At 37.4% G+C, this 898-nt stretch carries 2 protein-coding genes; both read left to right on the top strand.

What is annotated here, in order from left to right; translation table 11 throughout:
• Positions 1-154: 154 nt before the first annotated feature.
• Positions 155-454 (top strand): hypothetical protein, encoded by a 300-nt coding sequence (locus ABHV44_RS16140; protein WP_459075748.1) that lies wholly within the window; start codon positions 155-157, stop codon positions 452-454.
• Between the two features lie 104 nt (positions 455-558).
• Positions 559-771: a hypothetical protein gene (locus ABHV44_RS16135; RefSeq protein ID WP_459075747.1), complete on the top strand. Its 213-nt coding sequence runs from the start codon at positions 559-561 to the stop codon at positions 769-771.
• The last annotated feature ends 127 nt before the right edge of the window (positions 772-898 follow it).

Raw genomic sequence — 898 nt, 5'->3', positions numbered from 1 at the left:
CAAACAGCTCCTTATCTGCAGTGTCCTTGACTTTCATATCTTTAGCTTTTTTGAACTTAAAGTTAGCCAAGGACGCTGCTTTTACATGGATGCTATACGCAATGCCCTTCGGGACACTGCGCATAGCCAAACCGTTGGCGTGCATGCGAAAAAAATGAAACGACTTTTTCAAATATTGACCATTGCTATTTTATTAACGACAACTTCTTGTTGCGACATTTTATGTGAACGACAAGAACATGCTGAACTGATAATTGAGAAAGTTGAGAAGTTCAAAAAGGATAAAGGACGACTTCCAGAAGATGTGACTGAAATAGGGTTAGACGATACTCAGATGCACCTCTCATTTTATCAACTAACAAGTGACACGACTTACATGGTTTGGTACGGACTCGGTGTTGGAGAATCCAAAATTTACAGATCCGAAACAAAAAAGTGGACTGAAGAAGAATGAAGAATAAGTGGAAAATAGCATTTTGGATTTGTCTCCTTCTTTTAATTGTTACGGCAGGTATTGGATTCTATTCAGTTGTTGACCAAGCAGTGACATTAACATACATGAAAGAAGGATACTCTGACACGGAATCGGACTTAGAAACAATCATTAAAATTGTTGGACAAACTGACCAAACCAAACAAGAAATTAAGAACGTGCTTAAAGACCATAGACTTTATGAATACATGGACTTTAGAACAGACACAATCGGAATTGAACGAGTTACTCTCATTTTCGAGAATGATTCTTTAAAGAGCATAGAAAAGCAATGGTAAAAAAGAAAAAAGCACGACACGCCAACATCGGCTCCTATGTAAAGCCCTCAGCTCACTCTAAAAGTAATAAATAATATTTTTCTATACTCTTTTATGTCATTGTAGTTGGTGTTGGGCTGTTGGGTTG

The organism is Halocola ammonii (genome assembly GCF_049334165.1).
Classification (GTDB): Bacteria; Bacteroidota; Bacteroidia; order Flavobacteriales_D; family Sanyastnellaceae; genus JBEGHD01.
The sequence above is the reverse complement of the archived record's forward strand: the minus strand, read 5'-3'. Positions and strand labels throughout refer to the sequence as shown.

Coding starts and splice junctions, on each gene's coding strand:
- ABHV44_RS16140 (WP_459075748.1), top strand. CDS start 155: ATGAAACGACTTTTTCAAATATTGACCATTGCTATTTTATTAACGACA.
- ABHV44_RS16135 (WP_459075747.1), top strand. CDS start 559: ATGAAAGAAGGATACTCTGACACGGAATCGGACTTAGAAACAATCATT.